12 protein-coding genes and 1 riboswitch are annotated in these 10373 nt (G+C 34.4%); of the genes, 3 read left to right on the top strand and 9 right to left on the bottom strand.

The window, feature by feature from the left end; translation table 11 throughout:
* Positions 1–111 precede the first annotated feature (111 nt).
* From J7574_RS12870 to J7574_RS12860, 3 genes are all read right to left on the bottom strand, one after another.
* Positions 112–1179, bottom strand: a complete 1068-nt coding sequence (locus J7574_RS12870; RefSeq protein ID WP_290968840.1) for a BamA/TamA family outer membrane protein — start codon at positions 1177–1179, stop codon at positions 112–114.
* 115 nt (positions 1180–1294) lie between these two features.
* Positions 1295–2491: an NAD(P)/FAD-dependent oxidoreductase gene (locus J7574_RS12865; protein WP_290968837.1), complete on the bottom strand. Its 1197-nt coding sequence runs from the start codon at positions 2489–2491 to the stop codon at positions 1295–1297.
* A gap of 30 nt (positions 2492–2521) precedes the next feature.
* Positions 2522–3280: a DUF6597 domain-containing transcriptional factor gene (locus J7574_RS12860; protein ID WP_290968835.1), complete on the bottom strand. Its 759-nt coding sequence runs from the start codon at positions 3278–3280 to the stop codon at positions 2522–2524.
* Positions 3281–3589: 309 nt separating this feature from the next.
* On the opposite strand from J7574_RS12860, the gene J7574_RS12855 reads away from it, so the two are divergent.
* Positions 3590–4114, top strand: coding sequence for a hypothetical protein (locus J7574_RS12855; RefSeq protein WP_290968831.1), 525 nt, complete (start codon positions 3590–3592; stop codon positions 4112–4114).
* A 235-nt stretch (positions 4115–4349) separates the two neighbouring features.
* Here J7574_RS12855 and J7574_RS12850 read toward each other — a convergent pair whose 3' ends face one another.
* The 3 genes from J7574_RS12850 to J7574_RS12840 all read right to left on the bottom strand — a co-directional run bounded on the left by J7574_RS12850 (position 4350) and on the right by J7574_RS12840 (position 6749).
* Entirely contained in the window at positions 4350–4814 is a 465-nt protein-coding gene (locus J7574_RS12850; protein WP_290968829.1) for an IS1595 family transposase, read from the bottom strand.
* 656 nt (positions 4815–5470) lie between these two features.
* Positions 5471–5848 carry a hypothetical protein gene (locus J7574_RS12845; RefSeq protein WP_290968827.1) on the bottom strand — a complete coding sequence of 126 codons (378 nt, stop codon included), beginning with the start codon at positions 5846–5848 and terminating at the stop codon, positions 5471–5473.
* A gap of 268 nt (positions 5849–6116) precedes the next feature.
* Complete coding sequence (locus J7574_RS12840; protein ID WP_290968824.1) at positions 6117–6749, bottom strand: nitroreductase family protein; 633 nt, start codon at positions 6747–6749, stop codon at positions 6117–6119.
* A 105-nt stretch (positions 6750–6854) separates the two neighbouring features.
* On the opposite strand from J7574_RS12840, the gene J7574_RS12835 reads away from it, so the two are divergent.
* Positions 6855–7211 (top strand): helix-turn-helix domain-containing protein, encoded by a 357-nt coding sequence (locus J7574_RS12835; RefSeq protein WP_290968821.1) that lies wholly within the window; start codon positions 6855–6857, stop codon positions 7209–7211.
* A gap of 3 nt (positions 7212–7214) precedes the next feature.
* Here J7574_RS12835 and J7574_RS12830 read toward each other — a convergent pair whose 3' ends face one another.
* From J7574_RS12830 to J7574_RS12820, 3 genes are all read right to left on the bottom strand, one after another.
* A complete protein-coding gene (locus J7574_RS12830) occupies positions 7215–7700 on the bottom strand; it encodes a MarR family transcriptional regulator (protein ID WP_290968815.1) in 486 nt (161 codons plus the stop codon).
* 5 nt (positions 7701–7705) lie between these two features.
* Complete coding sequence (locus tag J7574_RS12825) at positions 7706–8188, bottom strand: GNAT family N-acetyltransferase (RefSeq protein WP_290968812.1); 483 nt, start codon at positions 8186–8188, stop codon at positions 7706–7708.
* 124 nt (positions 8189–8312) lie between these two features.
* Positions 8313–8906, bottom strand: coding sequence for a hypothetical protein (locus J7574_RS12820; RefSeq protein ID WP_290968809.1), 594 nt, complete (start codon positions 8904–8906; stop codon positions 8313–8315).
* Between the two features lie 248 nt (positions 8907–9154).
* Here J7574_RS12820 and J7574_RS12815 point away from each other — a divergent pair, with 248 nt between their 5' ends.
* Positions 9155–10060 (top strand): DUF4440 domain-containing protein, encoded by a 906-nt coding sequence (locus J7574_RS12815; protein ID WP_290968806.1) that lies wholly within the window; start codon positions 9155–9157, stop codon positions 10058–10060.
* 46 nt (positions 10061–10106) lie between these two features.
* Positions 10107–10310: riboswitch (cobalamin riboswitch) on the top strand.
* Positions 10311–10373 lie beyond the last annotated feature (63 nt).

Raw genomic sequence — 10373 nt, 5'->3', positions numbered from 1 at the left:
ATTATAAAATGAAACAAGAAAAAGTATGTGAAACATGCAAAAAAGGAGATAGAAACAAACAAAAAAAGCTCTAAATTCAAGATTTAGAGCTTCCTTACCTATTTTTATAAATTAAAACGCTTCGCCTATTCTAAAATAGATTCCCCAGTCTCCTTTACCTACTGCACCATCTAAACCAACATTAAATTTTGATTTTTTAAACGGATTGTATCGATAGCCAACACCTCCTCCAGGATACATTTTCCAATCAAAGCTGGGAGTGTCAGAACCGTAAATGGTGGCAATACCAAAAAATCCAACCAAACCCATTTTTTTTGCAAAATTGTAGCGGTACTCTCCTTGTATGTCCATTAAGCCCGAACCTCTATATTTTCCTTCAGAATAACCGCGAATGTCTGTTCCGCCAATGGTGCTTTGCTGTTCAAAAGCAACATTTCCGAGACCAAACTTGCCATAAAAACGTGCTGCAATCACATCTTTGCCATCGCGATTTTGGAAATATTTATTGGCTTGAAAAGAAATTCGGTTAGAGGCAAGGTCGTTATCCATAAATTTGGGATACGTAGACCAATCCATTCTAATTTTGTAACCTTGAGTAGGATAATAAACGGCATCTCTCGTATCATATAACAAATTAAAAACGATTGCATTGCTGTGCGAAACCGAAGCAGGAGAAATATTGTCTTCGTAAACCGTATTGTAATGAGCATACGTATAAGAAAGTCCGCCATAAAACCTTCCTACAATTTTGCGCTGTCCGCCAACACTCAAAACAGTGGTTTTGGTTCCGTAATCATAAAAATCAGGCTGATCAATATCATCAACGTAGAACTGCGAATTCTGATTTCCTGTAAAAAAGAAAAGTTTCAAACGCCATTTATCTTCATTCAAATACCATTTGTTAAAAAGCGCTATAAAATAAGATTTATTAGTGGTGTAAATTGCCGACATTCCCGACAATGATTTTGGCGAAATAGTATCAGCTTGATTCACTTTATACATTGCCATCGGAATTGCGCCAAACATAAAATCAAGATTTCTGTTATAGCTTAAATAAGGCATTACTCTCAGTTCGATTCTCTTATCTTTTGTTTTTTTCGGGACAGAATCTGCTATTTTCTGTGCGAAAGAAGAATAGATACAACCAGCAAAAAAGAGAAGAAGTAGAAAATGCCTCATGGTATAAATTTGTTAGTTAAACTTATATTGGTGTGTAATTACTAGTGTAGCATTTTTTCAGGTACTTGTAAATTTAAATAAAAAATGTAAGTAATTGAAATAAAAACAATTAAGATTAAACTGACCTATTGAATATAGAAAGTAGTTTTTCCAAAGCATTTTCAGCATGCAGCTGCGCACCGTTTTTTAAGGTATTTTCTAAGGCTTCTGAAGCCCTTTCGAGCATTCGTTTTTCAAAAGAAGAAATAGCAGTTTTTATATCAGAAAATGGATTATGAGTTAAAAAATGGGCCAGTTCAACAGCGTCAAGCATCGCCAGATTAGCACCTTTTCCAGCAAAGGGAGGCATACGGTGAGCGGCGTCTCCAATAATAGTGATGTTTTTTTGCGTTTCCCAAGACTGATTTTGAGGGAAATAATATTGCGGACGCAGTATAAAATGCAACTCAGAACTCGTAAACAGTTCATACCATTTAGAACTCCAATCAGGATAAACGTCTTTAAACCAGTCAAAAATCTTCTGATTGTCTTTAAAATCTAAATTATTTTCTGCAATCCAGTTTTCAGGAATTTTACTGCTCAAAAGAAACATTAATGAGCCATCTCCTTTTGTGCCGTACATAATCGTTTGTTCCTTGCCTAAAGCCAGCACTTTTCCACCTTTAGAAAATTCAAAAAGTTTGGGAGCATTTTCTTTGGCATTATAAATTGTGCCTTCAATCATGGTAATGCCCGAATAGATGGGTTTTTGGCTGCTTAAGTAAGGACGAATTTTAGAGTTTGCTCCATCTGCGCCAATTACCAAATCAGCATAAACGGTTGCTCCATTTTTAAAGAATAGGCGCCAGCCATCATTTTCTTTTTCCGTAGAAAGGAATTGACTATTCCAAACTATCGTTTCTGGCAAAAGCGAACGCATTAAAACAGCCCGAAGCTCTGAACGATCTATTTCTGGTCGTGGTTTGGCAATATCTTGCAGTGAATCTTGTTTTGCATTTGAAGTTTCTTCAGAAACCGTTTTGCGAATATTGTGTTCATCAAATTTCAACTCAAAATTCTGATTGACAATTCGAGCTTTGCTAGCATTTGGGCGAACGTTTTTGTAGAATTCATCTAATAAATTCGCTTTTTCCATAGCAATTAATCCTGAATCTTCGTGCAAATCCAACGGAGAACCTTGCACGCGAACTTCTGAGTTGAGGTCTCTTTCGTAAACTTTTACATTTATATCCTGAAGCTGTAAAAGGCGAGCTAGCATCAAACCGCCCATACCGCCGCCTACAATGGCAACCTGTTTATTTTTTAGTAACATAGTTTTGTGTTTAAAATCTATGTCGCAAAATTATTTAGACGAAAGAGCTGATAATAGTATAAATCGGTCGTTTTTGTTTTGAAAAAGCACTTTGGGCAACGAACCTGAAATTTTCTTGATTTCTTTTATAAAATGGGTTTGATCTGAAAAATTCTCTTCTGGAAAAAGTTTTCCTTTTGCAATATGCTCCAGTGAAGCACGAAAGCGAAGAATAGAGCAATACACTTTTAGTGAAAGGCCAAAATAGTGATTAAAATATCGGTTTATTTGACGGCTGCTCCAATAAGATTGTTCCGATAATTCTTTAACGGTCATATTTCCGTTGCTTTCGTAAATGAGTCTAAACAGTTTTTCTTTTCGATGATCTATATGTTGCACTATGAAAGATTCGATTTTTGCAGAAGCTTTTTGGCAAAACAATTCAAAATTGTCTAAATCCGTTTCATGAAAATCCCAAAAATCATTGTAAAGCAGTTTGCCTGAGTTTAGAATGCCAGCAATGCTTTCGCGAAAAATGTATTCAGCAGCGAGAAGTTTAAAGCTAATGACGAATGTACGGCTATTGGCAGGAATTTCACCCTTTTCATATTGCTGTGTCCCCAAACCTAAAAGCCGGATCTGAAAAGGTGTTTTGGCAGTTTTTATTAGTGATAAATCAATTCGTCCGTCAGGAAGGCCAATTGTTTCTAGTGTTTCATCCGATTTATTTTCCATACACCAAAAACTATCCACAAAATCCGAAAGGTTTTGGCTGGGTTCAATGTATTGGTATGCTAAATCGTTGATCATTGTATCAAATTTAAAACGAAATTATGCATTTTACTATTCCTTTTTTGAAAAGAACGAAGTGCTAAAAAGCCTGTAAAGCTGTTTTAAGTTTCTAAAAAACAGCAATGAAAAACTTAACATTGGGTAAGTTGTTGATTTTTAAGTAAATGTGAGCTGTTTTTTGTGGCGATGAAAAACTTAACATTGGCGAATACCTTTTTCAATCTATATTTGTTTATTATTTTTTGATGTTAATTTAATGATTTAATAACATTAAAAATTAGTTTAATCCGAAATAAATTTAATTAATTTCTTAAAATTAACAGAATAATGGCAAAAGAAAACCATACTAATGAAATCGATCAGGAGGTAGAAACTGCTGCAGTCATTTCTAATGAAGAAAATCAGCAAGAAAACACTTCGGCTTCAGATACAGAATTGGCTGTGACAGAGACTTCAGAATCAAAATCAAAACCTAAAAGAGCTCCGAGAAAACCAGCAGTAAAATCGGTTTCAGCTGAAGGAGAAACCGCAGCAGAAGCTGAGAAAACAGAAATAGGGGAAGAAGCTGTATCTGAAGCTAACGAAGAAACATCTGATGAAAACCAAGACCAATCGAAATCTAAAAAGAATAAAAAGATGAAAGAAAAAGATAAAAAAGAGAAAAAGAAAAAAGGGGCTAAGAAAAAAGAAAAAGCAAAAGATAAAAAGAAAGCCAAAGCGAAAAAAGCAAAACTAAAAGCGAAAGCGAAGAAGAAAGCCAAAGCAAAAAAAGCAAAGGATAAAGCCAAAGCAAAAAAAATCGCAAAAAACAAAGCAAAAAGATCTAAAGCGAAAAAGAATAAGAAGAAATAAATTTTTAATTGATAATTGATAATTGATAATTGATATCAGATTATCGGACTGAGCGTCGTGAGGCTTTTGGGGAGGCCTCGCGCAAAGTTCTGATATATCAATAAAATTTAAAAAGCCACAGATTGTAGATTAAAGGAATTCTAAATCTTTTTTAATTCTATAATCTGTGGCCTTTTTAAATCTCAATCTCAAAATCTTGCATCTTTTTTCTTTCCTCTTTCCTCTTCCCCTCTCTCTACAACATCTCACATTTCTCTTTTTTCTGCAAAGCTAGTTTATCAATTTTCTGAAGAAATTCGCGATCAAATTCAGAGTAGGCTCTTAAGATGTATTTTTCATCTCTAATTTTCATGACTAATCGAATTTTTTGAACCATCAGCCAAATCGGCTCGTACCTTTTATGTCCTAATAAATACTGAATTTTAAGGATCGACATTTTTCTGTGGGAGAGAGTCATCAATTCGATGCAAATCATCCAATAACGAATGGGTAGATTTGAATTTTCCATTACAGTTCCCGAGCGCAGGCTAATACGGCTACCGCACTTTCGGCATTGAAATTTTAAATCGCTTTGTCTAAAAGAATGCGCATCATGGCCACATTTTCTGCACAAAAGGCCATTTTCTAAACGTTTGTTTTTGAGCTCTTCGATACAGGTTGCCTCGTCAGAATATTTCTCAAAATATGCGCGTAATTCCATTAATGCAATGCTAAATTTGTTTTTGGAAATATAGAATATTTTAAAGAAAAGAGAATATGGTGAGGTGAAAAATTTGATTTTTTATTCACGGCTCAAACCTCGGGCGATGGTTGGTGCTATTTTGCTCCTCTGGAGCTTTTGATGATGCTTTCTCTACCGATATTTCGCTCCTCTGGAGCTTTTTTTATATTCTCCTGACTAATTTTTTGCTATAAATATGGAGCTCCTCTGGAGCTTTTGATGACGCTAATTCTTTTTCTACCAATAATTTGTTCCTCTGGAGCTTTTGATGATGCTTTCTCTACCGATATTTCGCTCCTCTGGAGCTTTTTTATATTCGCCTGATTAATTTTCTGCTATAAATATGGAGCTCCGCTGGAGCTCTTTTAATGTCGCTAGCATTTTTTTTATCAATATTTCGTCCCTCTAGGACGATTGCAAACAACAGAAAGAGCTCCATCGGAGCTCAATATTGGTAGAAAAAAAATAGTACCATCAAAAAAGCTCCAGCGGAGCGACATATATTCAGTTTTTGAAGAATAAAATGATTTTAAGCTGTTTTTATGCGAAACACAAAAATGAATAGCATGCCTAAAAAATAAAAAGGAATATTCCAGATTTGGAATATTCCTTTTTATAGCAGGGCAAAATTGTGATTATAATTTAGCTGCGATTTCTTTTTTGTATTTGTTTAGGATAGATTTTGTCATACCTAAATTGGCTTTTGTAGAATCTACGGCCAGGTAAATAAAATATTCCTGATTGTCAGAAACATCAATAATGTGAATTTGTGAACTTAAGGTAATCATAATATTGTCAATAACCTGTTCTTGTAGCCCTAAAGCTTTAATAGCATTCTTTTTTGCTTTTACGACTTCAAGATTATAAGCTGATGCCAATTCTGGATCAAAATCTGCCACTACAGATTGAGAATAGTAGGACATACCGCTTGCAATTTCAGCTACAGAAACTGCGATGAACCCAGGGACGTTCTTTTTTAGGTCTTCCCCAAATTTCGTTAAAAAATCTGACATAATTTTAGAATTTTAGTTGTTGTAAATAGATTGAATTATTTTGGATAAAAGCAAAATTAGGGATACAATATTATTTAATTATCCGTATTGCGTACCTTTTTTCAGACAAATGTCAAAAAATAACATTGCCTTTATAAAATGGGTTTTTCTATTTTTTTAACTGAATTCTCTTTGGGTTTGAAAATGAAATATTTAAACGAAAAATGCTTCTGAAAAAGCGTTATTGCGCCATTTCAAAAGCATTCTTAATTAAGTAAAAAATAATATTTTACTTGATTTCTGTTATAAAATCTTCTTTCGGAGTTCTTACTTTTTTCAAGTTAACCAACCAGTCATTAGCATCATCTCTATATCCTAAAGGCAATACTAAAACACTTTTTAATCCAAGTTCGTTTAAACCTAAAAGCTGGTCTACTTCAGCAGGAATAAAACCTTCCATCGGAGTTGCGTCTACTTGCTGCTCGGCTGCTGCTGCGATTGCTACACCAAACGAAATGTACGCTTGTTTTGCAGCATGGTTAGCGTGCCATTCTTGTCCAAGTGGCTCGTACATTCCCCAAAGTCTTTGTTTGTACTCATCCATTGCATCAGCAGGAATTCCTCTTTCGGCAATTGTTCTGTCAAATACAGCAGAGATTTTTTCTAGACTATAGCCATCCCAAGCCGCCCAAACCAAAACGTGAGAAGCATCTGTAACTTGGCTTTGGTCAAAACTTACCGCTCTAAGTTTGTCTTTCAATTCTTTGTTTGTAATAACAAAAATCTTGTAAGGCTGTAGTCCAGAAGAAGAAGGTGCAAGTTTTGCAGCTTCAAGTATATAATCTACTTTTTCTTGTGGAACCGCTTGTCCGTTCATTTTCTTTGTAGCATAACGCCACTTTAATGCATCTATTAAGGCCATTTTCTTTTATTTTAAAATTGTGTTCAAATGTAAACACTTTAAGTGTATTTTTGTCATCCGATTACCAAAAGTAACTGTAACATCGAGGTAACCCACTGATAAGACATGATAAAAGAACTGAAGCACGATCCTAAAAAATGCAATCAGCACATTATGGCCGTGCATGATGCGATGTATATTTTAAACGGAAGATGGAAAATTTCCATCATTGCGTCACTTTGTTTTAATACCTTAAGATTTTCGGATTTACTAAGAGAAGTGGAAGGAATTTCAGGAAAAATGCTCAGCAGAGAACTGAAAAATCTAGAAGAAAACCAATTAGTAACCCGAACAGTTTTAAAAACGCAACCCATAACAGTTGAATACCAATTAACAGAATACGGACACACTTTAAAAGAAGTAATAGATTCTCTAGCAAAGTGGGGACACAATCATAGAAAAAAGATTACGGGCAAAGAATAGGTATTAGTTTTCAGTCTCAGTTCTCAGTTCTAAAGTTCTTTGAAGAAAACCTTTACGAGTTAAATTTTGCTCTGTTTCTTCAATCGCTCTCAAAAGATTATTTTGGTTATCGGTAATTTCGTTTAAGGTCTTTTTTATTACGGCCCAAACCGGTTGCATTTTTACCACAAGTTCCTTTCCTTTTGGTGTAAGCACAATCAGTCTTTTACGTTCGTCTGATTTGTCTTTTTTAGAACTGATCATTTTTTGTTTTTCTAATTCCTTCAATAAACTTATAGTTGACGGATGGCTATAGCCAATTTCACTCGCAATTTCTACAACACTTAGCATTTCTTTGATGTGTAGCGTATAAATTACAGGAAACCATTTGGGTTCAAAATCAATATCGAAAGACTTATATACTAAAGCACCGTCTTTACGCAATTGTTCGCTCAGACGCTGCAGGCGAGTTGATAGGGCTAAGATTCCAATTTCGTCAATTATATTCATTTCTTTTACTTTAGTTTTAAATGGCAAAAAACATTATCCGGTCTCATTAACGGAAAATCAGTCGGAAGCGCTTCCTTTGGTATCGTAATGAAATTATTCTTTTCATAAAAACGCAAAGCCGCTTGCAATAACGTAACCGTCCCTAAATATAAGTCTTTAATTCCTTTTTCTTTGCTATAGGCAATTAATTGTTCTAATAATTGCTGAGCGATTTGAAATTCTTTTCCTCTGTATTCTTTCTTCACGAACATTTTTCTGATGGCCGCCGCTTCAGGACTAAATTTTACCAAAGCAATGGTTCCCACTAGTTGCTCATCTATAAAAGCGCCAAGGAAAATACCGCCCGGTTTATAATAAAAATTCTCAATGTCCAATAAATCGGGTTGATCTTCTAAAGTTACGGGAACATTAAATTCTTTTTGCTGAATGTTTAAAATCAAATCTACGATTTCATTTTCGTACTTATTTTGTACAGGCTGAATGTGCATTTGTATTGTAAATTAAATATAGGTACAAAACTACGTAGTCAACTACATATATGCAACAAAAAAACTGCTGAGATCAGCAGTTTTAAGTCTTTTTTATGATTTAAACGATTTCTGTCAGAAAATTTTATTCTTTAACTAGAACAATTACGGCTTTATAACCCGTACCAACATTCCATTCGCTTGACGAAATAACTTGGCCTTTATCGTCATAAACTTTAAATTCGGCTGTGTTTGGAGAAGCAAAACCTTCGTTTAGTGCTTCAATATCAATTTTATTGATTCCTTTCACCAAGTTTATTTTCACGCTTTTAAAATCGCCAGTCAAGAAAACTTCAGGCTCAATTACTTTATCGTTTAAATATACTTTTACTTTATCGCCGTCTACAAAAGCTGCATCACGATACATAATGGTCGAAGTAGCCGCTGTGGTATTGATGTTACCCAAAAACTGATTTCTTCTATAAAAAATACCTTCAACATTAGCGTCTGGTTTGTATAGATTTCGATCTTTAAATAATTCGTCTGGATTAACCTTTGGCGGTTCGGGTTTCTCGATAGGTGCAGGCGGATTTTCTTTGGGAGCTTCTTCTTTTGGCGGAATAACTTCTTTTTTTTGTGCATTTTTTGCCGGAATAGGTTTGAATTTTTGATCAAGTTCCTGAGCAAAACCGTGCAGTGAAAAAGAAATAAAGGCAATTATTAAAAGTATTTTTTTCATTTTTATAAATATTAATCTTGAGAGGTTGATATAAAGATTAGATGCATCATAATCTTTTATATATAAACATTTTATAGCACTAATTATTGTCTTAAAAGACGTTATTTTTCTAAAAATTAACTTTCTGTTTTGATTTTTTATGCTAAAAATAAGCTTTCGCAAAAGTTGTTTTTGAATGCGTTGTAATGTTTTTAAAATACTGAATGTCAATGTTGTATATTTGTGTTTCAATCAAAAATAAATAGGCTATGATCAAGTTTGCTTTGACTTTTCTTTTTTTGACAATAAGTGTTTTGGCGCAACAGCATAAAACAGATTCTCAACTTAAAAAGCAGATTGAAGATTATAATGCTGCTTTCGCAACTGCTTTGGTCGGAAATAATAAAGAGGCAGTGCTAAAGTTGTATACAGATCAAACGGTACTTATGCCCGAACACAGTAGGCAAAGGGTCGGAAAGAAGATGATCGCAGCATTTTACGAAAAATGGTTAGCGCAAGCAAAAGTCAATTCTTACCAAAAAAGTATTTTAGAATTGCAAGATTTTGAAGATTATGTTTTAGAAATTGGCAATTTTACCGAAAACCTTCATTTAAAGGACTTAAAACCCTATGCGTATGCTGGAAAATATATGGTTTTATGGAAAAAAGCTTCTAAAAATAAAATCACAATTGCGGCAGAAATTTGGGGAGCCAATGCCTATTTTGACGATCGATTTATTCCTGAAATTGATGATGCAGAAGTTCCTCCAACAAAAGAATACACTTCATCAGACAAATTGATAAAAGAAGTGATAGGAAGAAACAGTTCTATAAAGAGTTTGGTTCAGAATAGGCTAGGAGCAGAACATGCCAAAATGTTTATGCCCGATGCTATGTACTTAACCTATTATACCCCAATTCTTTCGGGAGAAAAAGACATTACAGCTTATTTTACAGAACACGAAAAGTCTGGAACATTAAAGATTGAGCAGATTTCGATTAAGACTTCTGGAGTTATTGTTACCAAAAAAGCAATTGTAGAATTTGGTTTTTATAATGTAGATTGGCGTGATGGAGCCAATAACGGAAATGTAAAAGGAAAAAGCATAAATGTCTGGAAAAGAAATGATAAAGGGGAATTAATGCTTTTTCGCCAAATGGTAAATCACGATTAAAAATTAAAAAGCGACCGCTAATTTGCAGACACCATACCTGCGTCATATATTTGCGCCTGATTTTGGTCTGTTTTTTCAATTCAGAAAAAACAGTTAAAAGGGAATCAGGTGTAAATCCTGAACAGACCCGCTACTGTAAGTTCTATATAAGTCTTTAAACATTACTAATGCCATTGTTCGCCGCGGCGAATGAGAAGGCCGTTTAAAGATGGAACAAGTCAGGAGACCTGCCACGATCACATAGTTTAAGACTTTCGTGGTATGAAGTTGATGACAAGATAATAACCTGCTATTTCTTAGCCGGATTACTACT

Source organism: Flavobacterium sp. (assembly GCF_017744675.1).
Classification (GTDB): domain Bacteria; phylum Bacteroidota; class Bacteroidia; order Flavobacteriales; family Flavobacteriaceae; genus Flavobacterium.
Note: the sequence above shows the minus strand (reverse complement) of the source record. Positions and strands in the feature narration are given on the sequence as shown.